General features: G+C 72.2%; 30 protein-coding genes. 9 read left to right on the top strand and 21 right to left on the bottom strand.

Features of this window, described 5'->3' with window-relative positions:
• Positions 1-187: 187 nt before the first annotated feature.
• The 3 genes from AB0I89_RS07570 (at position 188) to AB0I89_RS07560 (ending at position 3,162) form a co-directional block, all read left to right on the top strand.
• Positions 188-1,162 (top strand): DUF2267 domain-containing protein, encoded by a 975-nt coding sequence (locus AB0I89_RS07570; protein WP_357121791.1) that lies wholly within the window; start codon positions 188-190, stop codon positions 1,160-1,162.
• Between the two features lie 82 nt (positions 1,163-1,244).
• The gene (locus AB0I89_RS07565) at positions 1,245-2,027 is read left to right on the top strand and encodes a fused MFS/spermidine synthase (protein WP_357121788.1); all 783 of its coding nucleotides are present in this window, start codon (positions 1,245-1,247) and stop codon (positions 2,025-2,027) included.
• 61 nt (positions 2,028-2,088) lie between these two features.
• Positions 2,089-3,162 carry an AI-2E family transporter gene (locus AB0I89_RS07560; RefSeq protein ID WP_357121785.1) on the top strand — a complete coding sequence of 358 codons (1,074 nt, stop codon included), beginning with the start codon at positions 2,089-2,091 and terminating at the stop codon, positions 3,160-3,162.
• Here the strand turns inward: AB0I89_RS07560 and AB0I89_RS07555 are convergent.
• From AB0I89_RS07555 to AB0I89_RS07545, 3 genes are all read right to left on the bottom strand, one after another.
• Positions 3,133-4,434, bottom strand: coding sequence for an NAD(P)/FAD-dependent oxidoreductase (locus AB0I89_RS07555; RefSeq protein ID WP_357121782.1), 1,302 nt, complete (start codon positions 4,432-4,434; stop codon positions 3,133-3,135). The two genes, AB0I89_RS07560 and AB0I89_RS07555, sit on opposite strands and share 30 nt — an antisense overlap.
• Before the next feature lie 192 nt (positions 4,435-4,626).
• A complete protein-coding gene (locus tag AB0I89_RS07550; protein WP_357121779.1) occupies positions 4,627-5,151 on the bottom strand; it encodes a GNAT family protein in 525 nt (174 codons plus the stop codon).
• Between the two features lie 43 nt (positions 5,152-5,194).
• Positions 5,195-5,911 carry a VOC family protein gene (locus AB0I89_RS07545; protein ID WP_357121776.1) on the bottom strand — a complete coding sequence of 239 codons (717 nt, stop codon included), beginning with the start codon at positions 5,909-5,911 and terminating at the stop codon, positions 5,195-5,197.
• A gap of 154 nt (positions 5,912-6,065) precedes the next feature.
• Between AB0I89_RS07545 and AB0I89_RS07540 the strand changes: the two genes are divergently transcribed.
• Entirely contained in the window at positions 6,066-6,356 is a 291-nt protein-coding gene (locus AB0I89_RS07540) for a hypothetical protein (RefSeq protein ID WP_357121773.1), read from the top strand.
• Here AB0I89_RS07540 and AB0I89_RS07535 read toward each other — a convergent pair.
• Positions 6,343-6,531: a DUF397 domain-containing protein gene (locus AB0I89_RS07535; protein ID WP_357121770.1), complete on the bottom strand. Its 189-nt coding sequence runs from the start codon at positions 6,529-6,531 to the stop codon at positions 6,343-6,345. The two genes, AB0I89_RS07540 and AB0I89_RS07535, sit on opposite strands and share 14 nt — an antisense overlap.
• Entirely contained in the window at positions 6,522-7,307 is a 786-nt protein-coding gene (locus AB0I89_RS07530) for a helix-turn-helix transcriptional regulator (RefSeq protein WP_357121766.1), read from the bottom strand. The genes AB0I89_RS07535 and AB0I89_RS07530 overlap by 10 nt, the downstream gene beginning before the upstream one ends.
• A gap of 222 nt (positions 7,308-7,529) precedes the next feature.
• Between AB0I89_RS07530 and AB0I89_RS07525 the strand changes: the two genes are divergently transcribed.
• Positions 7,530-7,823, top strand: coding sequence for a hypothetical protein (locus AB0I89_RS07525; protein WP_357121764.1), 294 nt, complete (start codon positions 7,530-7,532; stop codon positions 7,821-7,823).
• Here the strand turns inward: AB0I89_RS07525 and AB0I89_RS07520 are convergent.
• The 7 genes from AB0I89_RS07520 to AB0I89_RS07490 all read right to left on the bottom strand — a co-directional run bounded on the left by AB0I89_RS07520 (position 7,807) and on the right by AB0I89_RS07490 (position 13,124).
• Positions 7,807-8,214 carry a hypothetical protein gene (locus tag AB0I89_RS07520; RefSeq protein WP_357121761.1) on the bottom strand — a complete coding sequence of 136 codons (408 nt, stop codon included), beginning with the start codon at positions 8,212-8,214 and terminating at the stop codon, positions 7,807-7,809. The genes AB0I89_RS07525 and AB0I89_RS07520 overlap by 17 nt on opposite strands.
• Before the next feature lie 133 nt (positions 8,215-8,347).
• Positions 8,348-9,523, bottom strand: coding sequence for an alginate lyase family protein (locus AB0I89_RS07515; protein ID WP_357121758.1), 1,176 nt, complete (start codon positions 9,521-9,523; stop codon positions 8,348-8,350).
• A 165-nt stretch (positions 9,524-9,688) separates the two neighbouring features.
• Positions 9,689-9,982, bottom strand: a complete 294-nt coding sequence (locus tag AB0I89_RS07510; RefSeq protein ID WP_355052334.1) for a DUF6510 family protein — start codon at positions 9,980-9,982, stop codon at positions 9,689-9,691.
• Between the two features lie 39 nt (positions 9,983-10,021).
• A complete protein-coding gene (locus AB0I89_RS07505) occupies positions 10,022-10,786 on the bottom strand; it encodes a ferredoxin reductase (protein ID WP_357122184.1) in 765 nt (254 codons plus the stop codon).
• A gap of 7 nt (positions 10,787-10,793) precedes the next feature.
• Positions 10,794-11,393, bottom strand: a complete 600-nt coding sequence (locus AB0I89_RS07500; protein ID WP_357121754.1) for a sulfite oxidase-like oxidoreductase — start codon at positions 11,391-11,393, stop codon at positions 10,794-10,796.
• A 76-nt stretch (positions 11,394-11,469) separates the two neighbouring features.
• Positions 11,470-12,492, bottom strand: coding sequence for a TerC/Alx family metal homeostasis membrane protein (locus tag AB0I89_RS07495; RefSeq protein ID WP_357121751.1), 1,023 nt, complete (start codon positions 12,490-12,492; stop codon positions 11,470-11,472).
• Between the two features lie 221 nt (positions 12,493-12,713).
• The gene (locus AB0I89_RS07490; protein WP_357121748.1) at positions 12,714-13,124 is read right to left on the bottom strand and encodes a DUF2267 domain-containing protein; all 411 of its coding nucleotides are present in this window, start codon (positions 13,122-13,124) and stop codon (positions 12,714-12,716) included.
• A gap of 159 nt (positions 13,125-13,283) precedes the next feature.
• Between AB0I89_RS07490 and AB0I89_RS07485 the strand changes: the two genes are divergently transcribed.
• Together AB0I89_RS07485 and AB0I89_RS07480 are read left to right on the top strand one after the other, a co-directional pair.
• A complete protein-coding gene (locus AB0I89_RS07485) occupies positions 13,284-13,556 on the top strand; it encodes a DUF2795 domain-containing protein (RefSeq protein ID WP_357121745.1) in 273 nt (90 codons plus the stop codon).
• 42 nt (positions 13,557-13,598) lie between these two features.
• Positions 13,599-14,267, top strand: coding sequence for a DUF1345 domain-containing protein (locus AB0I89_RS07480; protein WP_357121742.1), 669 nt, complete (start codon positions 13,599-13,601; stop codon positions 14,265-14,267).
• Between the two features lie 280 nt (positions 14,268-14,547).
• Here the strand turns inward: AB0I89_RS07480 and AB0I89_RS07475 are convergent, their stop codons facing one another.
• The 4 genes from AB0I89_RS07475 to AB0I89_RS07460 form a co-directional block, all read right to left on the bottom strand.
• Positions 14,548-15,519: a pirin family protein gene (locus tag AB0I89_RS07475; protein ID WP_357121739.1), complete on the bottom strand. Its 972-nt coding sequence runs from the start codon at positions 15,517-15,519 to the stop codon at positions 14,548-14,550.
• A 136-nt stretch (positions 15,520-15,655) separates the two neighbouring features.
• Positions 15,656-16,369, bottom strand: coding sequence for a hypothetical protein (locus AB0I89_RS07470; RefSeq protein ID WP_357121736.1), 714 nt, complete (start codon positions 16,367-16,369; stop codon positions 15,656-15,658).
• Positions 16,370-17,081: 712 nt separating this feature from the next.
• Complete coding sequence (locus AB0I89_RS07465) at positions 17,082-17,642, bottom strand: hypothetical protein (RefSeq protein WP_357121734.1); 561 nt, start codon at positions 17,640-17,642, stop codon at positions 17,082-17,084.
• 452 nt (positions 17,643-18,094) lie between these two features.
• The gene (locus AB0I89_RS07460) at positions 18,095-18,406 is read right to left on the bottom strand and encodes a MazG-like family protein (protein ID WP_357121731.1); all 312 of its coding nucleotides are present in this window, start codon (positions 18,404-18,406) and stop codon (positions 18,095-18,097) included.
• 216 nt (positions 18,407-18,622) lie between these two features.
• On the opposite strand from AB0I89_RS07460, the gene AB0I89_RS07455 reads away from it, so the two are divergent.
• The gene (locus tag AB0I89_RS07455; RefSeq protein ID WP_357121728.1) at positions 18,623-20,005 is read left to right on the top strand and encodes a hypothetical protein; all 1,383 of its coding nucleotides are present in this window, start codon (positions 18,623-18,625) and stop codon (positions 20,003-20,005) included.
• A 59-nt stretch (positions 20,006-20,064) separates the two neighbouring features.
• Here AB0I89_RS07455 and AB0I89_RS07450 read toward each other — a convergent pair whose 3' ends face one another.
• The 3 genes from AB0I89_RS07450 to AB0I89_RS07440 all read right to left on the bottom strand — a co-directional run bounded on the left by AB0I89_RS07450 (position 20,065) and on the right by AB0I89_RS07440 (position 22,562).
• On the bottom strand, positions 20,065-20,778 hold the full coding sequence (locus AB0I89_RS07450) for a hypothetical protein (protein ID WP_357121725.1): 714 nt from the start codon (positions 20,776-20,778) through the stop codon (positions 20,065-20,067).
• Positions 20,779-21,009: 231 nt separating this feature from the next.
• Positions 21,010-22,122, bottom strand: a complete 1,113-nt coding sequence (locus AB0I89_RS07445) for a DUF3626 domain-containing protein (RefSeq protein WP_357121722.1) — start codon at positions 22,120-22,122, stop codon at positions 21,010-21,012.
• Entirely contained in the window at positions 22,119-22,562 is a 444-nt protein-coding gene (locus tag AB0I89_RS07440) for a VOC family protein (RefSeq protein WP_357121719.1), read from the bottom strand. The genes AB0I89_RS07445 and AB0I89_RS07440 overlap by 4 nt, the downstream gene beginning before the upstream one ends.
• A 54-nt stretch (positions 22,563-22,616) precedes the next feature.
• Between AB0I89_RS07440 and tsaA the strand changes: the two genes are divergently transcribed.
• Positions 22,617-23,030: a tRNA (N6-threonylcarbamoyladenosine(37)-N6)-methyltransferase TrmO gene (gene tsaA, locus AB0I89_RS07435; protein WP_357121716.1), complete on the top strand. Its 414-nt coding sequence runs from the start codon at positions 22,617-22,619 to the stop codon at positions 23,028-23,030.
• Positions 23,031-23,051: 21 nt separating this feature from the next.
• Here tsaA and AB0I89_RS07430 read toward each other — a convergent pair whose 3' ends face one another.
• Entirely contained in the window at positions 23,052-23,681 is a 630-nt protein-coding gene (locus tag AB0I89_RS07430; RefSeq protein ID WP_357121713.1) for an MBL fold metallo-hydrolase, read from the bottom strand.
• Entirely contained in the window at positions 23,681-24,766 is a 1,086-nt protein-coding gene (locus AB0I89_RS07425) for an S-(hydroxymethyl)mycothiol dehydrogenase (protein WP_357121710.1), read from the bottom strand. Before AB0I89_RS07425 ends, AB0I89_RS07430 begins: the two co-directional genes overlap by 1 nt.
• Between the last annotated feature and the right edge of the window lie 168 nt (positions 24,767-24,934).

Genomic DNA, 24,934 nt, shown 5'->3' with positions numbered 1-24,934 from the left:
CCGCGTACCTCGGAAGAACTGCCTCCTGCCCCGATCCTGCGGGCCGCACGGGTGAGCGCCCCTCACCCCGGGCGGATGAAGCCCGGCCGACGCTCAGCCCTACTCGGCCGGCAGCGTCCGTTTCGGCTCCCGGGACGACGGGAACGCGACCGTCGCAGGATCGATCCCCAGCGGAAGGGGCGTCACCATGCGCAAGCAGATGGAGGGCGACAACCAGCGCCGCCGGGCGTTGGCCCGGCAGGCCCGCGAACAGGGCGGCCAGCCCAGCGAGTACGGCGCGAGCCTGAGCGCCTCCAAGCAGCTCACCAGCCTGGACCAGAGCAGACGGGCCGGCCCGCCGCCGGCCGGACGGCACAAGGCGGACACCACGCGTGGTGGACCGGCCCCGCCGTCGAGGGGTACCCCGGACAATCCGCGACCGCAGCCGCCTCCCGGTGGCGCGGCCGGTGTGACAAGTCTGGGATACCGGGATCTGGTCGAGGATGTCCGACGTCGGTCCGGGGTGGACTTCCGGACGGCGAAGGTGGGCGCCGAGGCGACCGTGCTGGTGCTGGCCTTCGCGCTCGACACGGCGGAGCGGCAACGACTGCTCGCCGCCGTGCCGAACTCGCTGCACGACGTGGTGCCCGTGGACGGCATCGAGCGGCACCGCGATCTGCCCGGCTTCCTGGCCGAGGTGGGCCGGATCAGCGGGCGTACGCCGGAGCAGGCCCGCTACCAGGCGGAGGCGACGATGGCCGCGCTCGCCGACCAGGACGGCGACCTGATCGAGTCCCTGCACGTCCCCGACGGCCTGCGGGAGCTGCTGAACCCGCCAGCGGCCGGCGGCGGCATCGTGGGGGCCTCCACCACCACGCCCACCCTGGACGAGGAGCAGGTCCAGGCGGCGCTGGACGACCTGCCGTACTGGGCCGGCGACACCACCGCCCTGTACCGGGTGGTCGCGCTGCCGCCGGACAACCTCGACCGGGTGCTCGCCCGGCTCGACCGGCTGCGCCAGGAGACCGGCCGTGGCCCGAGCATCGGGCGTCCCGGCGACACGGCGGCTGTGCTGACCGTCCGCACCAATCAGGCGGACGGGGTGAGCGCGCTGGACGTGGACCTGGCCCATGCGATCGACGACGCGATCGACGAGGTCGGCGCCGGGATGGCCGGCGGCTGACCACCGCTACGGCGTACGCGGGCCGGCGGACGCGGGTGCTCCCGCGCCGCCGGCCCGTCGGCCGCTCGGTTAGCGTGCCGTCATGAACCGCGCCGCCGACCGTCTGGAGTTGGTCGCCGATCCGGTCCGCAGGACCGGACGGACGCTGCTCTCCGCCGGCGTCGAGCAGTCGTACGTGGATGTCGAGGATCCCCGGCACCTGCACTTCGAGTACGTCCGCCGGATCGCGTCGGCCGTGGAGCTGGCGGCCCCCGCGGGCGTACCCCTGGACGTGTTGCACCTCGGCGGCGGCGCGTTGACGCTGCCCCGCTGGCTGGCCGCCACCCGGCCGGGCTCGGCGCAGCGGGTCGTGGAACGGGACCGGGCGGTTGTCGACCTGGTGGCGCGGGAGTTGCCGCCGCTGCCACCCGAGGTGCGGGTGGCGGTCGGCGACGCGCGGGAGGCGGTCACCGCCGCCGGGGCGGACGGGTACGACCTGGTGATCGCCGACATCTACCAGGCTGCCCGGATGCCCGGACACGTCCGCACCGTGGAGTTCGCCGCCGAGGTGGCCCGTGTCCTGCGGCCCGGCGGGCTCTACCTGGTCAACGTGACGGACCTGCCACCGCTGGTCGGCACCCGGGTGCAGGTGGCGACGCTGCGGGCGGTCTTCGGGGACGTCTGCGTCTTCGGCGACCGCCGGATGCTGCGGGGTCGGCGCTACGGCAACCTGGTGCTCGCCGCGACGCACCGCCCCGGCGGGCTGCCGGTCGGTCGGCTCGCCGTGGCCGCGCTGCGCGACCCGATCGTGGGTGGGCTGCTGCACGCCGCCGCCCTCGACACCTTCGTGGCCGGCGCGCACCCGCTTCTCGACACCGACGTCTGAGGTAGGGCGAACCGGCCGGGATGCCGGGTTTCCTGCGGTCTGGGCGGGGAAGGCCCGGCGGGTGAGCAACGCCGAAGATCGGGCCACCGCCCGCCGGACCCTGGTCGTGATCGGGCTGGTGCTGGCCACCGCGCTCGCGCTCGCCTTCGTGTACGCGACCCGTCGGGTGCTCGTCTGGACGGTGGTGGCCGCCTTCTTCGCGGTCGCGCTCAAACCGGCCGTGGACCGGCTGCAACGCCGGTTCGTCCGCCGCCGGGCGCTGGCCACGCTGCTGGTCTTCCTCGCCGCGTTCGTCGTGCTGGCGGTCCTGGCCACGGTGATCCTGGTGCCGCTGCTGGACGAGGTGGGCCGGTTCGCCGAGCGGGGGCCCGAGCTGCTGCGCGACGCGCGCGCCGGGCGCGGTCCGCTGGGTGAGTTCCTGGAACGCACCGGGGTACGGCGCTACGCCAGCGCGCACGCGGACGAGCTGCGGAATGCCGGTGCCCGGCTGCGGCAACCCGCCGTCGGGGTGCTGCGTGGCGTGGCGGAGGGGGTCGCGGGGCTGGTCACGGTCGTCGTGCTGGCGTACCTCATGGTGTTGGAATCGCCGCGGATCACCCGCGGCGTGCTCGCGGTGGCCGGGGACGGTCAGGGCGAGCGGTTGCGCCGCGTCGGCCGGGAGGTGTCCCGGACGGTCACCGGCTACCTCACCGGCAACCTGCTGATCAGCGTGATCTGTGGCGGGTTGACGTTCCTGGTGTTGAGCCTCACGGGGGTGCCGTTCGCCGGGGTGATCGCGCTGCTCGTCGCGGTGGCCGACCTGATACCGCTGGTGGGCGCGACGATCGGCGCGGTGCTCGCCGCCGGGGCGGGGTTCCTGCACTCCCCCACCGCCGGCGTCGTCGTGCTCGTCTTCTTCGTCGTCTACCAGCAGGTGGAGAACCACCTGCTGCAGCCGCTCATCCTCGCCCGCGCGGTCCGGCTCAACCCGCTGACCGTGCTGTTGAGCCTGCTGCTCGCGGCGGAGTTGGCCGGGTTGCTCGGCGCGCTGCTGGCCATCCCCGCCGCCGGCATCGTCCAGATCCTGCTGCGCGAGTACGGCCCGCGACGGGCAAACCCGCCCCGCTCACCGACCCCGCGTCGCGACCTCGGGTGAGGTGCTCTCCAGCGGCACCGCGTTCGCCGGGACCAGCCCCAACTGCACCGCCGAGCGGGTGAGCGCGGCGTCGAGCACCCAGTCGGCACCCACGCGGGTGCGGTTACCCGGCATCGCCATCAGGTGGTACGCCCGGGTGACCGCCTTGGCGGGCAGCCCGGCCAGGTTGACGTGCAGCGGGTTCGCGGCGGCGTCCTTGCCACCCAGGTCGACCACCCAGCCCAGGTCGTGGTGCTTGTACGGCCGGCGCGTGCCGAACCCGTACGACGCGGCGATGTTGTGCGCCACCCGCTTGCCCTGCCGCTCCGCGTGCTGCGCCGTCATGCCGCAGATCTGCCCCGGGTTGACCAGGTCGGGCACGGCGGCCGCGTCACCGCAGGCGAAGACCTCCGGATAGCCGGGAACGTTGAGGTACTCGTCGGTGACCAGTCGGCCCCGCTCGGTGCGCAGGCCCAACTCGTTGACGAACGGGTCGGGGCGTACGCCCACGCACCACACCAGCGTGCAGGTGGGGACGTACTCGCCGTCGGTGAGCTTGACCCCGTCGCAGGTCGCCTCGGCCACCGAGGTGCCCATCCGCACGTCCACGCCGCGCTTGTTGAGCACCTTGTGCGACGTGTCGGACATTCTCTTGTCCAGCTCCGGCAGCACGCGGGGGGCGACGTCGAGCAGCATCCAGCGGGGCCGGACGGTGAGCCGGGGTCGCTGGGCGTGCAGGGCGTCGGTGAACAGTTGGCCGTGCGCGGCGACCTCGGTGCCGGTGTACCCCGCGCCGACCACCACGAAGGTGGAGCGGGCCCGCTGCTCGGCCGGGTCCTCGGCCTGCTCGGCCAACTCCACCTGGCGAACGATGTGGTCGTGCAGGTAGACGGCCTCGGGCAGGCCGCGGAAGCCGTGCGCGTACTCGGTGACGCCCGGGATGGGGAGCAGCTTGTTGACGCTGCCCACGGCGAGGACCAGCCGGTCGTACGCCAGGCGGTTCTTCTCCCCCTCGGGCTGGGTGAAGCCGACCCAGCGGTTCTGCAGGTCGACGTGGTCCGCCTCGCCGATCACCACCCGTACACCCTTGAGGGTTCCGGTCAGCGGCACGGCGATGCGCGACGGCTCGACCACCCCGGCGGCCACCTCGGGCAGCAGCGGCAGGTACAGGAAGTAGTCGGTGGAGTTCAGCACCACGATCTCGGCCCGGTCCCGGGCGATCCGGCTCAACGTCTTCGCCGCGTGGTAACCGGCGAACCCGGCCCCCACGATCACCACACGAGGTTTCGTCATTGCCGGCCGTTTCCCGTCGCAGCCCAGGACAAACGTCAGTCCCGGCGGCAGGTCCACCTGCACCGGAGTTCTCCCGGTCCCCGCCGGGTCGGGCCCTGTTGATCAAGAGGTTTGCGTCATGCGCCTCGGCGTGTCGTGACGCAAACCTCTTGATCACGCGGGTGGGGTGGGGGTTGGGGGTGGGGGTGGGGGTTAGGGGGGTGGGGCTGTTATGGCCCAGCGTTCGTGGTCGCGCCAGGCGCCGTCGATGAAGAGGTAGTCGGGGGAGAAGCCCTCCAGGCGGAAGCCGAGCTTGCGGGCGACCCGCCGGGACGGCTCGTTGCCGGGCTGGATGTTCGCCTCCAGGCGGTGCAGCCCGACGCTGGTGAACGCGTGGTCGATGACCAGGGCGATGCCCGCCGAGGCGTGCCCGGTGCCGCTGTACGGCTCGAACGCCGCGTACCCCAGGTACCCGCCGCGCAGCGCGCCGAGCACGATGCCGCTGATGTTCACGTAGCCGGCGATCGCTCCGCTGGCCCGGTCGCAGATCAGGTATCCGGCGCTGTCCCGGCGGCGGATCCGGGCGAGGTAACGGTCGTACTCCTCGGGCGTTTCCGGCGCGGCCAGCCACGGATGGTGCAGGTCCCGACTCCGCCGCACGGCCGCCACGAACTCGTCGACGTCGGTCGGCCGGGGTCTCCGGATCGCGGCGGGACCACCGCTGCGCAGGTATCTCACGACGGACCACTCTGACCCACCGGCGGGACAGTTGTCCAACCGGCTAGCGGGGGGTCAGCACGGAGAACTCGTTGCCGTCGGGATCAGCCAACACGACCCGACCGGCCTGATCGGTGCCGATCCGGCTCGCGCCGAGGGCGAGCAGACGGTCCACCTCCGCCTGCTGGTCACCGTCGACGGGTGGCGCGAGGTCGAGGCGCACCCGACCCTCGCCCGCACGCGACATGTAGGGCGGCCCACCCCAGGTGATCTTCGTGCCGCCGCGCGGGGACTGGATCGCGGTCTCCTGGTCCTGGTCCCAGACCAGCGGCCAACCGAGCGCCTCGGCCCAGAAATAGCCGACCTCCGGCGTGCCGTCGCAGGCCAGCGCGCCGACGAACCCGCAGCCGGCGAGGAAGTTGTTGCCCGGCGGGATCACGTCGAACTCGTTGCCCTCCGGGTCGGCCAGCACCACGTGGTCGACGTCCGGGCCCTGACCGATGTCGAGGTGCCGCCCACCCAACTCGATCGCCCTGGCGACCGTCCGCTCCTGATCCTGCGGCGAGGTGCTCGTCAGGTCGAAGTGCATGAGGTTCTGGACGACCTTCGGCTGCTCGGTCGGTGCGAAGCGGAGTCGGAACCCGGTGTCGTCGGTGGGCACGAGCCCCACACCCTCGCGCGGATCGTCGACGATCTCCCAGCCGAGAATGCCGGACCAGAACCGCGCCAGCGGCAGAGGTTCGAGCGCGTCGAAGCTGATCGCGAACAGGTGAGAGGTCATCGGTCTGCTCATCTCCGATCCGAATGGGCGCGGCCCGCCGTGGAGCGGAAGCGTACGGATGGGCACGCCGGTCCGCATCCGAGTATTCGCCGAAGCCCCTCGTCCGGCGCGAATCCCGCTACCGCCGCGCCCGCCCGCCGCCTAACCTCGCACCGTGGCCAGGACCCGGAAGCGGACAATCCGCGTCGACGACGTCGACTATCAATGGACGGTCAGCCAGGCCGATCCGCGCCACGTCGTGGTCCGGGTGTGGAACGTCGACGGCGGCCAGGACGTCCGGCTGGAGGAGCGGGTTGCCTTCGACGACCCGTGGCTCAACTATGGACCGATCATCACCACGGATCCCGAGCGGGTGGCCGAGGTGTTTGCCCTGGAGCCGGTCACGCCACGGCTGGTCGAGAGGCTGATCCGGTCGGCGCTCGCCGATCCGCTCAGTGGCGCGTGACGAACGTGACGAAGGCCCGCCAGGCCGCCGGGGTGACGACCAGCGCCGGGCCGCTCGGGTCCTTGCTGTCGCGGATACCCACCACGCCCGGCAGGTTGGCCGCGACCTCGATGCAGTCGCCGGAATTGCCGCTGCTGCGGGTGCTCTTGCGCCAGATCGCGCCGGTCAGGTCCATGCCGCTGCCGCCTCCGTGATCACGTCGAGGGTCTGCCGGTGCGACAACGCCTCGGCCCGTACCGATTCCCACGACTGCCGCAGCGATAGTACGTCGGCGGTGCGCTCGACCACCGTCCCCTGTAGAGGATTGTCCAGGTAGGCCACGTCCTCCCCGTCGGCGGGCGTGGCGATCACGAAAGCCCCGTTGAGGCCGGGATAGGCGCCCACACTGCGCGGTACGAGGTGCAGGTGCACCCGTGGCCGCCGACCGACCTCAATCAGGTGCTGTAGCTGCTCGCGCATCACCGCCGGTCCGCCCACGGGCCGTTCCAGGACGGTGTCGTCGAGCACGGCGACGAACAGGGGCGGCTTCTCGCGAGAGAGAATCCCCTGACGCTGCATCCGGGCAGCGACCTGCTGCTCCATCTCATCACCCAGCAAAGGGCTGGCACCCTGGTGCAGCGCCCGCGCATAGCCCTCGGTTTGCAGCAGCCCCGGCAGCACCAGCGGCTGGAACGAGCGCAGCGCGGTCGCCTCCTGCTCGATCGTCACCCACTCGCGGAACCACGGCATCACCGACTCGCGGATCATCGTCTCGCGGATGCGCAGCAGCAGGCCGTCGGCGTCCAGCACGCGGTCGCTGCGCTCGGTGAACTCCAGCCGGGGCGGACGCCGGCACTGCTCGACGGCCGCGACGAGCGACGCCGAGTAGTTGATCCGTTCGCTCAGCGCCTCCTGGGACAGACCGGCGACCGTCCGCAGCCGACGCAGCTCGCCGGCGAACAGCTCCAGCATGGGCAAACGATCCACTGCACACCTCTGCACACCGGGGGCGTCTGACACGTACATCGGCGCTGGTGGGACTCGCGCGCCTTCCGACAGTAGCGGCTCGGTCAGCAGACTGTCACGTAGCGGAACCGCCCGGCCCGGCCCACTGACGGGCGGAACCGAACGAGGGGCCGCCGCGAACCCCCGTACCGCGGCGGCTCCTCCCCCACCTGTGAAGGAGCGTGTTCCATGGTGACCTCACCGCCCGTGCCGACCGGCACACCGCCGCACACGCCGCTGCGTCCGATGTGGTGCTGCCGCGCATGCGGTGGCCCGTGGCCCTGTCCGACCGCCCGGCTGGTGCTCAAGGCCGAACACGAACACGACCTGATCGGCCTGTCGATCTACCTGTGCGGGCAACTGCACGACGCGATCCGGGACCTCTACCGGCTCAATCCCGACGACGCGCCCGCGCCGCAGGCCCTGTTCGCGCGGTTCGTCGGCTGGACCCCGTACCGCCGTCCGCTCATCGCGCCGGACTGAACCAGCGGGCCAGCCACGGGGTGAGCGCGACGAGCGCGAGGGCGAGAACGGTGATGACGGCCTGCCCGATCCGGCCCGGGGTGACGCCACCGGCCGGGTCGAGCACGTAGTTGGCGTACCCGTTGGCGGCGGCGTCCGTCGCCAGCACGGCGCAGCCCAGCGCGAGCCCCGCCGGACGGCGGGCCGCCAGCAGCAGCGCCGCCAACGGATCCCACAGGGTCAGGGACGCGAAGTAGACCGCGAGCCAGCCGGGCAGCGCGAGTTGCGGCCGGAGACCGGGGACGAGCAGCTGGAGTACGTGCACGACGCCACCGTACGCGAAGACCAGCACAGCCCCCGCCACGACCAGCCGGACCCGCGCCGGAACGCCGCGCCAACGATCGGTGCCCACCCGGCCAGTCTGCCGCGTGGCCCCGACACGAGAGGCACCCTGATCGACTCCGTTTCGCTGATATAGGGGTGTCCGGGGCACTTCGACACCCCCAGTTCAGCGAAACGGAGTCGATCAAGGGCTGAACCGCCGGCTACGCCGGGTTGTTGGCGTGGGTCAGGGTCTCCCAGGCCACGAAGAGGTTGTTCGTGCCCTGGGGACGCTTACGCTCGGTGTAACTCTGGGTGTTGGCCATGCCGATACCCATCCGGTTGTGCAGCGCGTTGAAGCCGACCTCGGTGATCGGGCCGAGGCCGAGGACGACCGAGCCGCCGCACACGCTCGACGGCACGGCGGTGCCGTTCTCGAACTTGGTGTGGAAGCCGAGCGCGTGGCGCAGCCGGTCCTGGAGCTCCGGGTAGAGGTCGCCGCCCTGGATGCGGGTGGTCTCGGCGACGTGCGAGATGGCGGAGATGCTGTAACCGGTGTGGACCCAGTCGCGGCAGGTCTCCTGCGCGTGACCGTCGGTGTAGGTGGCCTGGCCGTGCCAGCGGGACACGAGTTCGGCGGGGGTGTCGACGCTGGTGGCCGGCGGGTACAGGGGTCGGACCCCGTCCGCGGCGATGTAGATGGACGCGGCGGCGGCGGCCCGGAACCGGGTGAGCGCGCGGTCGTACGACGTGCGGTCCTCCAGGAAGATCGAGATGCCGATCGCCGCCTCGGCGAGGGTCAGGTCCCAGTTGCTGGTGCGGGAGTCACCGGCGATGACCACGGGCAGGTAGACGGTGCGCAGCATGGTCGCGAACCGCGCCTGGTTGGGCCAGTTGCCGTACGTGTATCGGATGATCTCGGCGGCGCGCGGCCAGACCGAGCCGGCCCAGCCGGTCTGCAACGGGGCGTTGGCGTTGGTGTGCCGCTGGATGGTTGCCGACCAGGCGTCCATCAGGGCGATCGACTTCTGCGCGTACGCCGAGTTGCCGGTGATGTACCAGGCCAGCGCGTCGGTGTACGCGGCGATGGCGTCCTCACGCTCGTCGGTGCAGCCGTAGTTCGGGTTGGAGGTCTGACCGCACTCGACGGTCGCGCGCGGTGCGGGGACCCGGGACAGCGAGGCGTATCGGCTGCCCATCATCTGGTTGTAGGCGTTGCGCCACGGCTGCTCGCCGGCCTGCACCTTCGCCTTGACGAAGTCGAGCTGCGGCCGGCTGACCAGCACACCGGGATGGGTGAAGGTGGCCGGGGCAGCCTGGGCGCTCGGGGGTGCGGTGGTGGTCACCGCGCCGGCGGCGAGCGCGATGACCACCGCCAGGAGTACGCGTCGACAGCGCATGGGGCTCTCCTCAGTACGGGTGGATGAATAGACAACTGTCTTAACAGTTGCCGGACATCCGACCGCATACCGGGAAACCGGGCAAGAAGGCATCGATAAATTCAAGACTATGGAAAATCAAGTATTTATCCACTTTCCCGCGCTCACCCCCGCTGAGCCGCCCCGTCAGAGCGGCTCGGGCAGCGTCTGCTCCATCGGCATCGGCACCTGGAGGTAGGTGACGCCGCGCATGTCCAGCCAGGCCCGGTCCGGCCCGCGCACCAGCCGCACCATCACCGACTCGCAGGACGGGCAGCGGCCGACCAGACCCGGGGCGTGCGAGTAGACGTGCAGGCTGGCCATCGAGCCGGTCATCCCGCAGTTCTCGCAGCGGCCCATCGCGGTGCTCAGGTCGACGGCGAACAGCTCGCGCAGCGGACCGTCGAGCATGTTGCCGTCCAGGTAGGACATGTTGGTCATCGGATCTCCTCGACAAGACGGTGAGCGGCGGGCGCGCTCTCAGCCGGTGGGGCCGAAGCGTTCGGTCCTGATCCGCCGCGACTGATGGCCCAGCCCCACCAGCAGGTCGGCCACGGCCTCCACGAACCCGGTCGGACCGCAGACGTAGGTGAGCGGTTGCAGATCCGGCGGCCAGCCGTGGGTGTTGACGTCGGCCAGGCCGACCCGGTGCGGCTCGCCGCGCCACCCGTCGGGGGCCTCGCGCGTGTAGACGTACGCCACGTCCAGGCCGAAGTCGTCGCGGCCCCGGCGGCGCAGCTCGTCCGCGTAGATCACGTCCTGCGGCGTGCGGACCGAGTAGATCAGCCGGAACGGCACCTTGCTGCCGACCTCCCGCCGGGCCCGGATCATCGCCATCAGCGGGACGACCCCGGAGCCGCCGGCCACGAGCTGCACCGGATCGGTCTGCTCCGGACGCCAGATGAACCAGCCACCGAGCGGTCCGCGGATCTCCACCGGGTCGCCGGCGGCGAAGACATCGATGAGGTACGGAGACACCTCTCCGTCGTGGACCCGCTGGACGGTCACCTCGATGCGCGGGCCGCCGGGCCCGTCCACGACCGGCCCGGCGATCGAGTACGACCGGGCGGCCTGGTAGCCGTCCGGGGCGGTCAGGCGCACGTCGACGTGCTGGCCGGGCAGGTGCCCCGGCCAGTCGGGCACCTCCAGGACCAGCGTCTGCGCGGACGCCGTCTCCACCCGGCGCTCCACCAGCCGGGCCACCTGCCACTTGATCGGCGCGCGGGCCGGGGTGCCCGTCGCCACGGCCCGCTCAGTCACCCTGGTACCGCTGCTCGCGCCACGGGTCGCCGTAGTCGTGGTACCCGGCGGTCTCCCAGAAACCCGGCTCGTCCATCGTCTTGAGCCGGATGCCGCGCACCCACTTGGCGGACTTCCAGAAGTACAGGTGCGGCACGAGCAGCCGGGCCGGCCCGCCGTGCTCGGCCGGCAGCGGTGCGCCGTCGAAGGTGTGCGCCACCCACGCCCGGCCGCCGCGCAGGTCGTCCAGGGGCAGGTTGGTGGTGTAGCCGCCGTAGGAGTGCGCGAGCGCGAAGTGCGCGCCAGTGTCCACACCGTCGAGCAGGGTGTCCAGGGAGACGCCCGTCCAGGAGGTGCCGAGCTTCGACCAGTGGGTGACGCAGTGGATGTCGACGGTCGGCGTCTCCTGCGGAAGCGCCATCAACTCCTGCCACGACCACCGGTACTCGGTGCCGTTCTCGGCGGCGATGACGAACTCCCAGGTGTCCAGGGAGACCCGGGGTGTCGGGCCGGCCGAGAGCACCGGGAAGTCCTCGGTCAGGTACTGACCAGGCGGCAGGGCCGGCTCCTGTGATCGGGGCCGACCCTGGAAGCCCGGTGACACGATTCCCATTGCACAGTCGTACCACCCGGGCCGGCCGGGGCGGGAGCTTTCCCGCGTACCCCCTCGTGGGCCCGGCGCGGCGTGGTCAGTGCCGTTCGGTCACGACCTCGCGCTCGGCGGGCGTGCCGCCCCGGGTGGCGCGCAGGCTGGTCAGGGTGACCACCACCAGCACGCCGATGATCACGCCGAGCGAGGCCAGGGTGGGGATCTGCGGCACGCTCTCCCAGATGCCGTGGGCCCAGTGCAGACCCAGCTTGAGCCCGATGAACGCCAGGATGATCGCCAGACCGTAGCTGAGGTGCACCAGCCGGCTCAGCGCCGCGTGCAGGACGAAGTAGAGCGCCCGGAGGCCGAGCAGGGCGAAGGCGTTGGTGGCGAAGACCAGGTACGGGTCCTCGGTGATCCCGTAGACCGCCGGCACCGAGTCGACGGCGAAGACGATGTCGGTGGCCAGCACCGCGACCACCACCAGGGCGAACGGGGTGAGCGCCCGCCGGGCGCCCTCCCGGACGGTCATCCGGGTGCCGTGGTAGTCGTCGACCACCGGCATGACCTTGCGCAGCAGCTTGACCGAACGCATCGTGTTGATGTCGACCTCCTGCTCGTGCCCGGAGAGGGCGTCGCGCAGGAGCTTCACCGCGGTGGCGATGAGGATGATCGCGAAGAGCAGGAACGCGAAGTCGAGGGTCTGCAACGCCGCCGCGCCGAGGGCGATGAAGACCGCCCGCAGCACCAGGGCGCCCGCGATGCCGTAGAGCAGCACCCGCTGGGCCAGCACGGCCGGCACCGCGAACGCGGCCAGCAGCAGCATGAAGACGAAGAGGTTGTCGACCGAGAGCGACTTCTCGACGAGGTAACCGGTCAGGTATTCGACGCCCTGCTGGGAGCCGTAGCGGGCCCAGAGCCAGCCGCCGAAGGCCAGCGGCAGGGCGATGTAGAAGGCCGACCAGCCGATCGCCTCGCGCATGGACACCTCGTGCGGCTTGCGCGTCACCAGGAAGTCCAGCACCAGCAGGAGCAGTACGCCGGCGATCGTCACCGCCCAGAGGGTGGGCGTACCGATCGACGTCAGGTCACTCGCCGCCGCCAAGGGGGACAATTCGGTCATGGGGTCTCCTCGAACACCGTGTCATGTTCGAGGTCTCCTTCACCCATCACCCGATGGGCAACCACCCGAGGCACGCCGGGCGTGCCGTACTGACCGGAATGGTTCGTGGGAAGTACTCCCCTCGCCACGACCAGGTTAGGCCAGGCCGGATCGACACGCCAAGCCGGACGTCGATGGTTGCCCTGGCCAACCGCTGTGTGCGCCCGCTTCTCCGCCCGCCGTCAGGCGCGGCGCAGCGTCGCGCCGGGGGCCATCGCCTGCTCGACGAGGTCCCGGTAGTCGCGCGGCAACTGCGTCGCCACGTCGTCGAACTCGCCGCCCGTGATCGCCTCGCGCAGCGTGGTGAACACCGCCCGCACCGCGTCCCGCGCCGCCGGCTCCTCGACCCGCGCCCGCAACGCCACGCGCGCCACGAACTCGGCCGCCCCGAAGCGGTCCGCCTGCTCGGTGCTCGGGCTCGGCTTGAGCACCAGTTGCAGCGGCTGCGGCAACTGGGCAGCCAGGTCCAGCACCTCGCCACCGGTCAGCCGCTCGGCGAACGTCTCCAGCACCGCCCGGGTCAGCTCGACGGCCTGCTCCGACGACGTACGGGTGCGTTGGGAAACCTGGTCGACGAAGGTGTCGTAGTTCATCGCGTACTCCCTCGAACTGTGTCTGCGGCGCCTGCGGGTACCCGCCGCGCCCCGGTGGAAACGACGCCGGATTTCCCGGACCGACCCGGGCGTGACCCGACGGCGGACGGGTAACCGCCGCCGGACGCGACCAATCCATGCCCCGAGGGAGCCCCAGACATGGCGAGCTACGCGGACGTCCTGCAGTACCTGTCGAGCCTGGACTACCCGGCCGAGAAGGACGACGTGGTCCGCGAGGCCGAACGTGAAGGCGCCCCGCCGGACGTGCTCAAGGCGCTGCGCGCCCTGCCGCCGGTCGACTACGCCAACGGCACCGAGGTGGCCCGCTCGGCCGGCATCGAGGCGGCCCCCGAGGTCGGCCCGGCGCAACGCGCCACGCAGGCCCGGGACAAGAAGCACAACCGGGTGTCGCAGCACCTGCGCGGCCTCTGACCACGCGGTGAGGTCGTCCGTCGTGGCGAGCCGGCGTCGCCGATGACCGGCACCGGTCCGCTGTCGCGCCCGCCGGACGGGCACACCCCCGCGGCGACGCAGCTCGCCATCGTGGCGGCCGTCGGCGTCCTCGTGGGCGGCGTCTTCGCCCTGGCGCTGTCGCCCGCGCTGTCCCCGCTGGCCGGCTGGGACGCCGCCGCGCTGAGCTGGCTGACGCTGGTCTGGCGCAAGCTCTGGCCGATGGACGCGCCGCGCACCGCGCAGCTCGCCGTGCACGAGGACCCCAACCGGGCCACCCGGGACGTGGTCCTGCTGATCGCCTGCCTCGCCAGCCTGCTGGCCGTCGGGCTGGTCCTGGCCAGCGCGCACGCCGCGCCACCCGGAGTACGCCGCGACCTGTACGGCGCGCTCGGGGTCCTCAGCGTGGTGCTGTCCTGGCTGGTCGTGCACACCGTCTTCGCCGCCCGCTACGCGCGGATCTACTACACGGGCCCGGACGGCGGGGTGAACTTCAACCAGAGTGAACCGCCCCGGTACTCGGACTTCGCCTACGTGGCGTTCACCGTCGGGGCGACGTTCCAGGTCTCCGACACCAACCTGACCAGCAACGAGATGCGCCGGACGGTGCTGCGGCACTCGATGGTGTCGTACCTGTTCGGCGCGTTCGTCATCGCCGTCACGGTGAACCTGCTGGCGGGGCTGGCGCATTGAGAGCTGATACCCGGCTGCGTCACGGGCGGGAGCCTCGCCGGGACAGGCGGGCGCCCCTTGGCCACGAACCGCGACCGGGGGCGCCACGCAAACCTGCCCAGGCGGTGGACCACGTCCGAACCGGTCGCGGCCACCAGGCGGTGGATGCCCGCCCGAACCGAGCGGTCAGCACTGCCGGGTACAACCATACGACAGAACATCCTCCGTACGGTCAGTTTTTGCCGAACTGTGGGCCAACGCACGTCAGCCCTCGGCCGGCCGTTCCGCAGAGCGGGTCGGGTCAGCCGTGCAGGCCGCCGGTACGGTCGCGGGCCTTGAGCCGGGTGGTGGGCAGCGCGGGCGCGGGCAGCGGCGACGCCGCGTCGTCGGCCACCACCCCGAAACGCCGCCCCGCCATCCAGTCGTCCCGAGCCTCGGCGATCTCCTCGTGCGAACGGCCCACGAAGTTCCACCACATGACCAGCGGCTCCTCGAACGGCGTACCGCCCAACAGCAACAGCCTCGCCCCCGCCCCGCCGCGCACGGTCAGCTCACGCCGACCCGTACCCAGATAGAGCAGCGCCCCCGGCTCGAAGCCCACCCCGGCGGCCTCGGCCGCGCCGGACATCGCCAACACGGCGTACTCGAAGTCGGGCCGCAACGGCAGCGTCGTCGGCGCGGACCCACCCAGCTCGAGCTGCACGCCCACCAGCGGGGTGTGCACCACCGCCGGCGACCGCTGCCCGGCGAACTCGCCCACCAGCAGCGTCGCGTCGACCTCACCGTCGCGCCAGCGCGGCAGGTCGGCGTGGTGGGCGAAGTCGGGCGCGCCGGCCCGCGCCGGGTCCGGCAGCGCCACCCAGAGCTGCACACCGTGCATCACCGGCGGGTGCGTGGCCGGCGACCGCTCCGAGTGGGCGATGCCGTGCCCGGAGGTCATCACGTTCAACTGGCCGGGTCGGATCGCCTGGACGTTGCCCAGGCTGTCCCGGTGGATGATCTCGCCGTCGAGCAGCCACGTCACCGTCTGCAGCCCGGTGTGCGGGTGCGGCGGAACCTCCATGCCCGGTCGCTGCGCCACATCGTCCGGGCCGAAATGGTCCACGAAGCACCACGCGCCGACCATCCGTCGGGGCCGCTGCGGCAGCAGACGCCGCACCGTCGTGTACCGACCGAGCGGCACGTCGTGGCCGGGCAGCAGCACGCTGCCGGGATCGACGTCGGCCACGCCGGGCGGTCGGGTCTGCGCCAGCATCGATTCGGTACGCTCCACCGCCCGACTGTACGCTCGCGCGCTCCACCGACAGCGGCGCTTCCGGTTCGGGGTGACCCCCAACTCAACCGCGCGGGCGCTCGGACCCGCGCTCGATCCACCCGGCGTCACCCCGGCCGCTGAAGCCGGCCCGCCGTCACCGGGCCTCGGCCACCGTCACCGCGTTGACGCCCGCGACCAGGTCCAGAAAGATCCGGTTGGACGAGCGGTCCCATCCCGGCGTGCTCACCAGATCCCCGGCGGCGACCCCGTTCCACCGCTGGTCGCGGACCACCACCGAGCCGGCGCCCGAGCCCGCGCGCACCCGCACCGGCGGCGTGCCCGGCACCCGGACGGAGAGCCGGTTGGTCCCGCCGGTCAACCGCACCGTCATGACGCCGCGATCCACGGGCGGCAGGATGAGATCGGTACGAGCGGAGCCGCCGACAAGGTCCACTCCCCGCAGACGCGCCCGCGTCAGATCCAGCACCTGCTCACTGACCCCACCCTCCAGGCGCAGACGCCAGGCGACCCGCTCGCTGAGCAACACCCGTACGGCCCGTCCATCGGACGCGCCGGCGGCCACCACGCCGAGCCGGACCGTCTCCCCATCGAGCACCGGCCGGGCAGCCACACCCGTGCCGGACGGGCTGCTGATCCGGTAGAGGTCGTCACCCAGGTCCGTCACCCGCAGGTCGAACGACGTCAACCCGTCGACGAGTACGAAGGTGGCCTTCTGCCGGCCCGCCAACGACGCGGTCATCGTCTGGTCGGATGCCGCCGCGGCGTCCTGCCTCGTGTCCTGCGGACCCGTGTCACTGTAGGTCTGACCGAGGCGGTAGGGGTCACTCACGATCACCGCGACGGCCATGACGCCGAGCACAAGCACGACGGCAGCGGCGGTCAGCAGCAGGCGGGCACCGACGGACCAGCGTCCCGACGCGACCTCCGCCTCCGGTGGCCCTACCTCCGTGTCCTGCCTCGAACGCGGCGCAACGTCCCGGCCCGCAGGTGAGCCTGCATCGGACGCCGGGCGAGGCTCTGTCTCGGGCGGCGGTCCCGCTGTGCTGGTCTCCCGGTCCCGGCTGGCCGGCTCGGACCCCGGTTGGCTCGTCGCCGGGTCGTCGGCCGGCAGGTGCGCCGCAGCCGTCCGAGCCGCCGCCATCGTCTGCGCGCATTGCCGACCTGTTCGGCGTGCCGCCTGATGCTCGCTGCCGTCACCCACCACGGCCATGCCCTGTCCCTCCGCCGGTCCCCGCCGGAGGGTACGGACGCGATCGTCGATCGGATCACCGCGCGCTGACAACGCCACTGCGCTACGTCGCCACGCGGGATCCGCAGCCCGCTGGCCACCGACGGCGTCGACTGCGTCCGCCATCGTGATGACCCGCGGGCATCACGCCACCGGCAGTCGGCCCACCCCGGCCCCACCCCACGCCGCCCCAACAAGCGTGATGCCTGTGCGTCATCTTGATGACCCACAGGCATCACGCCACCGACGGTAGGCCCACCCCGACGCCGCCGAGGTCTGGAAATGCGGTGATGGCCGGCACCCGTTGTCGGGTGCCGGCCATCTGTGTGTCTTAGCTGTTCCAGTTGTGGGCGACCAGGTCGGTGGCCTGCTGCTCCCACTGCGCGTACGCGTCCGGGTACGCCGACACCTGCACGGTCTGCGCGGCCTCGGTCAGCGGCATGTCCTGCCAGCCGTCAACCTGACGCAGGCCCTTGAGGAACGCCGTCGTCGAGTACTCCGGGTCGGTGATCTGCTCCGGCGTGCCCCAACCGCTCGACGGGCGCTGCTGGAACAGACCCAGCGAGTCATGGTCGTTCATGTCGCCGAGGTGACCCAGGTTCTCCAGCTTCGACTCCTGCAGGCTCGTCGCGATCGAGATGACCGCAGCCCGCTCGGGCAGACCCGCCTTCTTGGTGGCCGCGATGATGGCCTTGGCGTTGGCGGTCTGCTCGCCGTTGAGGTCGATGTGGGACTGGTCGCCCTGCGGCTTGGGTGCGACGGTCTGCACCGCTGCGGCGGCGGGCTTGGCGTCGACCGGGTTGGCGTGGGCGGCGATGGGGCCGGCGAAGACGCCACCGGCGAACGCGAGACCAGCGATGGACAGCATGCTCTTGCGGAAGATCGTGTTCATCAGGGGTTGCTCCTTCGGGGGTAGGAAACACCCACCTGTCACCACTGCGGGGGATCGGTGACGGGGGTGTCAGCACCTCGTCCGGGCGCTCAAAGTCTGGGGGGGGCGGCCTGCGAGCGGGGGGCTCGTGGAGGCCGGTCCGGGTGTAACGACCCGCGGTCCGGGGCCATTCCCGGGGGCTTGGCTCCCCCGGGGGCGGGGGGCTCGGCCGTGGTCCTGCGATCGTCGGAGGGTGTAACGACCCCCGGCCCGCCACGATTCCGGCCCACGGGTGCAGCGGGTCACCACAGCGGCCCCACAACCGGACATACCGCCCGCGCGGTGGTCGGCCTGGGTGATCGACTCCGGATCGGCGAACTCGGGGCATCCCGGACCGGTCGATGCCCCGATATCGGCGAACTCGTGTCGATCACGACACCGCACGACCGCCGGGGGGCCGGCGGCGGGCTGCCTCACTCGCCCAGGCGAGATCGGACCTTGTTCGCACACGAGTCCAGAACGGTTCGCGCGTCGAGTCCCAGGCTCTCGATCGCCACCAACGCGGTGAACACCACGTCGGCCAGTTCGGCTGCCACGTCCTCGCGCGTGTGGGTGACACCCTTGCGCGGATTCTGCCCGAGCAGGCCGATCCAGGCGGCGGACGCCTCGCCCGCCTCCTCGGTCAGCTTGAGGATTCGGCAGGTCAGTTCCGTCTCCCCGGTGCCGTTCGCGGTGTCCAGCCAGCCCCGCGCAGCCCGGGCCGCCGCCCAGATCGAGTCGTCCACGACGACAGTCAACCGCATCGGACCGGACCGGCCGACGATCGGCACCCACGCCGTCGAGGCCCAGCGCCACCGGGCTCCCTCGGGGCCTGACCGGTCGGTCAGCGTAGCCATTGACTCCGGTCGAAGGCGGTCCTAGGTTCAGGACGCTACCGGCCGGTAGGCAACCGTCCCGCCTGGTCGCCCCCGCAGGCGACATCCGTCCGATGGGGAGCATCGATGCTGTCCGTACCCGTTCGCACCCTGCGCCGCCTGGTCGCCGCCACCGCGACACTGACCCTGGCCGTCGGGCTGATCGGCCCCGCACCCACCGCCGCCGCAGCAGGCGTCGCAGCGGACCGCGGCTCCGACGGCGACCAGCCGCTGCCCGGCTACACCTTCCAGAACCCGCCGCTGACGCCGCTGACGGTGGCGGGTAAACCGACGACGGTACGTCAGGGCGTGCACCGGCACGCCGCGTACATCATCGAGGTTCCCGCCCGGTGGAACGGCGACCTGGTGCTGTGGGCGCACGGCTACCGGGGTCAGGGCACGGTTCTCTCGCCGGAGCCGCCGGGCTTCGAGCTGCGCCAACGGTTGCTGTCCCAGGGGTACGCGTGGGCGTCGTCGTCGTACGACCGCAACGGCTTCGACATCCGCTCCGGGGTGCTGGGCACGAAGGATATCGCGGACCACTTCGCCCGGACGGTGCGTCGGCCGCACCGCACGTATCTCGCCGGGGTGTCCATGGGCGGGTACGTCATCGGTCGCTCGCTGGAGCAGTATCCCGGCTACTACGACGGCGCCCTGCCCATGTGCGGGGTGCTCGGCGACCAGAGGCTGCTCGACTTCTACCTGGACTACAACCTGGTCGCGCAGGCGCTCGCCGGAGTGCCGGCCTACCCCACGCCGACCGACTACCTGAACAACGCGGTGCCGCGCATCCAGGCGACGCTGGGCCTCGCGGGGCTCACGCCGACCGGCCCGGACACGACCACCGAGCGGGGCAAGCAGTTGCGGGCCGTGACGGTGGACCGTTCGGGCGGGCCGCGTCCCGGCGCTGACGCCGCGTTCGCGGTGTGGAAGGACTTCCTCTTCTCGATCATGGTGACCGAGGGCGGCGACTCCCCCGCCCAGCGGCCCGGACAACTCGCCACGAACCTGCTCACCCGCTACCGCCCGAACAGTCCGGTCGACCTGAACTCGACCGTGCGGCGGGTCGCGCCGGAGAACGTCCGGCAGCGGCTGCTGCCGACGCTGACGGAGGTGCCGCGCATCGCCGGCCGTCCCAGCGCGCCGGTGGTCAGCCTGCACGACCTCGGTGACCTGTTCGTACCGTTCAGCATGGAGCAGGCGTACGCCACCGACGTGGCACGGCACGGTCGTAGCCGGCTGGTGGTGCAGCGGGCCATCCGGGCCGCGCAGCACTGCGAGTTCAGCCCGGCCGAGGCCGGGGCCGCCTGGGACGACCTGGTGTCCTGGGTACGCACCGGCAAGCGCCCGGCCGGCGACACCGTGACCGATCCGGCGGTGGTGGCCCGACCCGACTACGGCTGCCGGTTCAGCGACCGGGCGGTGTACGCCGCCGGGGATGGCACCCGCCGCCTCTACGCCCCCTGCTGACGAAAGACGAGACCGGCCGGCCCCCGTGACGGGAGCCGGCCGGTGTGTTCAGGATGCTGTCACCAGAGCTGCTGGACGAGGTCCGCCGCCTGCTCCTCCCACTGCGCGTACGCGTACGGGAACGCGGAGACCTGCACGGTCTGCGCGGCGGTGGTTAGCGGCAGGTCCTGCCAACCGCCCACGTTCTTGAGCGCGTCGAAGAACGCCGTGGCGGCGTACTCCGGGTCGGTGATCTGCTCGGGCGAACCCCAACCGGACGACGGACGCTGCTGGAACAGGCCCTGCGAGTCGTGGTCGTTGGACGCGCCGAGGTGGCCGAGGTTGTAGAGCTTCGACTCCTGCAACGAGGTGGCGACGCCGATCACCGCGCCACGGTCGCCGACGCCGGTCTTCTTGGCCGCGTCGACGATCGACCGGGCGTTGTCGAGCTGCGCCTTGTCGAGCGGGATGCGCGACTGCGCGCCTTCGATGCCGTGCGGGATCAGCTCGTCGCGGCTCGGCTTGCCGGTCGGCGGCTTGCCGGTGGCGGAGCCGGTGGTCAGGCCGGATTCGACGGGCTGCTCCTGGTGCGCAGCGCCGGTGGCGGCCTTGCCGGTGGCGAGGTCGATGGCGGCGACGGCGCCCTGGTGCGGCCCGGAGGTGACCGGGGCGGCGGTCGCGGTCGGCGCGAGCGCCAGACCACCGAGGGCGGCCACACCCACCACGCCGAGCGCGGTCTTGCGGTACGAGTCCTTGGCGATGGCGGGGAGCCATCGAGTGAAGTCGGGCTTCACGATGGTTCCTTTCGATCGTGCGGAGCGCTCCGGGGTGAACGCCCCTCGGGATTGACCGCGGAAAGGGGTTTGGGCTCCGGCGGTACGGGGGACACAACCGGGTTGACGAGTCGGTCATTCCGGAAATGCCGGAGTCACCCCGAGCTGGGGACCCGGTCACTCCCGGGAATTCGGATGGCCGGCCGGACCCGGGTGACGGGTGGGCGGATCCGGACTATCGACGCAGACGGGTCAGCCCGGATGGGCCACGCCGAACCGGACGAGCACGTGCCAGAGCTGTTTGAGGTGCGCAAGGGTGTCGGCCACCGGACCCCGGTCGGCCCACCGCTGGGGCTCGGTCACCAGCAACACGGCGCCCCGGCCGATCAGCGCCGCGTCCACCGGCGCGTCCGGTTGGCCGAACTCCCGGTGCAGGCGGGCCGCGAGCACCGGGATGGCGGGACCCCGGAACTCGGCGTCGACCTCGCCGACGGGCAGCACGAAGCCGGGGTGCCAGCGCAGCGGGAAACCGTACCGACGCGCGAGAGATTCCAACTGCTCGCCGGTGGCGGTGCCGACGAAGGACGGGTCCGCAACCAGCTCCTCGACGTCGGACGCGAGGTCGAGAGCGCCGTGGACCTGGGCCTCCACGTAGTCGTCGAGCGCCCGACCGACGGTTCCCGGCGTGCGCGGGCCGTCGAGCAGCGTCCGCGCCAGGGCGGCGACGTCCGTCTCGGCGCGGCCGAGGCACACGCCGGTACGGGCCACCTCGGCCAGGAGCCCGGCGAGGACCGCCTCGAAGGCGTCCGCCGTCCCCACCACACCGGGGCCGAGGTAGCTGTCGCCGAGGCAGAAGGTCGCCCGCGCCAGCACCGCCGGACGCAGCCGCAGATGGCAGGAGCCGAAGCGGGGGCAGGCGCCGTCGGCGTGGTCGAGCAGGTTCAACCCACCGTAGATCGGGCGGTCCGCCGGGGTCACCCCGGTCTGTTGGTACGCGCCGCCGAACATCCGCCGCTCCCAACGGTCCCGGTCGCCACCGGGGTACGCGGTGAGGCCACCGGCGGAGATCCCCGTGACGAACTGACTGCGGTACACCCCGTCCTCGGCCAGCGCGGTCGCGACGGCACGCCCGTCGGCGCACAACCGATCCGGGTGGAAGTTGACGGTGATCCGGCCGCGCTCGACGGCGGCGAGCAACCGCTGAGCCGGCTCGTCGACAGCGGCGGCGGCGAGGTGGCGGGCGATCGTGGCGAGCGCCGCAGGACGCTCGGTCACCGCCGACGACCGCACGTACGCGAGGGCGGACGCCTGCGCCGGCGTCAGGGCCCCGGCGTGCGGCGCGTCCCGCTCGGACGTCGCCGTCACGGCGTGTCCGGCTCCGTGTCCGGCTCCGTGTCCAGCTCCTGGAAGACGGTGATGTGCAGGTCGGCGGGGGCGTCGAGGCGCGCGTTGAGCGAGCGCCACGGCGTCAGCGTCGGCGGCGCGACCTCCCTCGCACCGGCGGCGACCAGCCGGGCCGTGGTCGCGGCGGCGTCGTCCACCTCGAAGGCCACCCGGAGGCGCGGGGCGACCTGACGGCCCACCTCGACCTCGTCGATCAGGCGCTTCTGCGCCGGGTTGGCGATCTCCAACGTGGCCCGGCCGGCGTCCAGGATCACCACCCGCGCGTCCCCGTCGCTGGTGAACTCGGCCTCCACGGGCAGGCCGAGCGCGTCCCGGAAGAACGCCACGGCGGCCTCGTGGTCGGCCGCCTCCACGACGAGGCGCAGCTGACGAACGACGGGTACGGGGTGCTCGGCGGCCATGCGGCGGATCGTAACGCCTACGCTGACGCTGACACTGTCCCGAAGGGAGCGAGGATGGTCGACGCGTACCTGCTGCGTCCGGTCGGCCGGGTCGCCTCGCCGCTGACCGACGCGGCGACCGCGCCGCGGCAGGGCGACGAGGGCTCGCCACCGGCCTGGCTGGTGTTCGAGCCGCAGGTCGAGCCCGCCCTGCGCGACCTGGACGTCGGCGCGGAGCTGCTGGTGCTGACCTGGTTGGACCGGGCCCGGCGCGACGTCCTGGCGGTGCGTCCGCGGGGTGACGAGACCCGCCCGGTGACCGGCGTGTTCAGCACCCGCTCCCCGCACCGGCCCAACCCGATCGGGCTGCACCGGGTCCGCGTGCTGGCGGTGGACGGGCTGCGCGTCGAGGTCGCCGACCTGGAAGCCCTCGACGGCACCCCGGTGCTGGACGTGAAACCGGTGCTGGGCGCGGCCGACGAACGCTGAGGCGTCCGCCGGCCGCTCGGGTCAGTGCCCCCGGGCCAGCCACTCCGGCAGGTGCGGGGCCTCCGCGCCGATGGTGGTGTCGTCGCCGTGGCCGGTGTGCACGACCGTGTCCGGTGGCAGGGTCAACAGCCGGGTACGGATCGACTCGACGATGGTGTCGAAGTCGCTGTACGACCGCCCCGTCGCGCCCGGTCCGCCCTGGAACAGGGTGTCGCCGGTGAACACCGCGCTCAGGCCCGGGGCGTGGAAGCTGCACGCGCCGGGACTGTGCCCCGGGGTGTGCAGCACCTCCAGGGCGGTGCCGGCCACCTTGACGATCTGCCCGTCGTGCAGTTCGCCGTGCGGCGGCAGGTGGGGGTGGACCAGGTCCCAGAGCACCCGGTCGTCGGCGTGCAGCAGGATCGGCGCGCCGGTGGCCTCGGCCAGTTCGGGGGCGACCCGTACGTGGTCGTCGTGCGCGTGGGTGGCGAGGATGGCCCGCACCCGGCGCTCGCCCACCAGCGCGAGGATCGCGGCCACGTCGTGCGGCGCGTCGAGGACGACGCACTCGTCGTCGTCGCCGATCACCCACACGTTGTTATCCACCTCGAAGGTCTGCCCGTCGAGCGAGAACGTGCCGGCGGTGACCGCGTGGTCGACCCGGACGGTCATCAGAACACCACCACCGAACGCAGCACGTCGCCGTGGTGCATCCGCTCGAACGCGTTCTCGACCTGGTCGAGGGCGATCTCCTCGGTGACGAAGGCGTCCAGGTCGAGGCGGCCCTGCCGGTACAGCTCGGTGAGCATCGGGAAGTCCCGGCTGGGCAGGCAGTCGCCGTACCAGCTGGACTTGAGCGCGCCGCCGCGCCCGAAGACGTCCAGCAGTGGCAGCTCGATCCGCATCTGCGGGGTCGGTACGCCGACCAGCACGACGGTGCCGGCGAGGTCCCGGGCGTAGAACGCCTGCTTCCAGGTCTCCGGTCGGCCCACCGCGTCGATGACCACGTCCGCGCCGAAACCGCCGGTGGCGGCGCGGATCGCCTCGACCGGATCGGTGTCGGAGGCGTTCACGGTGTGCGTGGCGCCGAACTTCCTCGCCCAGTCCAGCTTGCGACTGTCGGTGTCCACGGCCACGATCGTCGTGGCGCCGGCGAGGGCCGCGCCGGCCACCGCCGCGTCCCCGACGCCACCGCAGCCGATCACCGCGACCGAGTCGCCGCGGGTCACGTTGCCGGTGTTCAGGGCCGCGCCGAGGCCGGCCATCACACCGCAGCCGAGCAGGCCCACCGCGGCCGGCCGCGCCGCCGGGTCCACCTTCGTGCACTGCCCGGCGTGCACCAGCGTCTTCTCGGCGAACGCGCCGATGCCCAGCGCCGGGGTGAGTTCCGTGCCGTCGGTGAGGGTCATCCGCTGCTTCGCGTTGTGCGTGTTGAAGCAGTACCAGGGTCGGCCGCGACGGCAGGCCCGGCAGTCGCCGCAGACCGCCCGCCAGTTGAGCACCACGAAGTCGCCCGGGGCCACGTCGGTGACGCCCTCCCCCACCTGTTCGACGATGCCGGCCGCCTCGTGGCCGAGCAGGAACGGGTAGTCGTCGTTGATGCCGCCCTCGCGGTAGTGCAGGTCGGTGTGGCAGACGCCGCAGGACTGGACCCGGACGATCGCCTCACCGGGGCCGGGGTCGGGCACCACGATGGTGGTGACCTCGACCGGTGCGCCCTTGCTGCGGGAGATGACTCCCCGGACTTCCTGGCTCACTGCGCCTCCTGGTGGTGGTCGGTGGCGGGACCCGGGGCCGGGCGGTGAAGCGGGCTCGGCGGTGGGCCCCGGGCGAACCTACCGCGATCACCACGGCCGGCCCAGTCGGCCAGGGGGCGGGTTATCGCGGGTCACGCGGGGTACGCGGGCCACGATTCGGACCACGGC

This window comes from Micromonospora sp. NPDC049801, assembly GCF_040656575.1.
In the GTDB taxonomy this organism is placed as follows: Bacteria; Actinomycetota; Actinomycetes; order Mycobacteriales; family Micromonosporaceae; genus Micromonospora.
This window is presented reverse-complemented; position numbering and strand designations above follow the sequence as displayed.